We start from the raw sequence: 479 nt of genomic DNA, 5'->3' as shown, positions 1-479 counted from the left end.
AAGGACACGCCGGCCACCCTGCCGATCGAAGAGGACTTCGAGTCCGACATCCAGCAGAACTGGCTCGCCGCCGGCTGGCACACCGAGACCGATCCTCAAGCTGTCGACGGCACCATGGCCGCACGCTGCGTCGATGGCTCCCGCCTTGCTCCCTCGCAGGAAAACTCCCTCGTCCTCGACCGCAACCTCGACCTCCCCGTCGGTTCAAACGTTCAGGCCACCTTCTGGTTCCGGGCATCACTGCAGTATCAATCATGGTTCCGCCTCCAGTATTCCACCAATGACGGTGCATCGTGGAACGATGTCAGCAGCGTCAACCGCACCTACACCTACAACCAACCCAACTACGAACGCCTGCAGGCCGACCTCTCCACCCTCGCCGGCCAGTCCGTTAGACTGCGCTTCAACGTGAGCGTCAGCGGACACGCCCCCGAGGCCCTCGTTCGTCTCGACAAACTCACCATCGCCGAGATGCCCGA

At 62.6% G+C, this 479-nt stretch carries 1 protein-coding gene; it reads left to right on the top strand.

Annotation, left to right across the window (positions count from 1 at the left end; genetic code table 11):
• Window positions 1-479: hypothetical protein (locus JIN81_RS18820; RefSeq protein ID WP_200283635.1), on the top strand; the 479-nt coding region annotated here is incomplete at both ends.

This window comes from Haloferula rosea (assembly GCF_016595525.1).
Classification (GTDB): domain Bacteria; phylum Verrucomicrobiota; class Verrucomicrobiia; order Verrucomicrobiales; family Akkermansiaceae; genus Haloferula; species Haloferula rosea.
The sequence above is the reverse complement of the archived record's forward strand: the minus strand, read 5'-3'. Positions and strand labels throughout refer to the sequence as shown.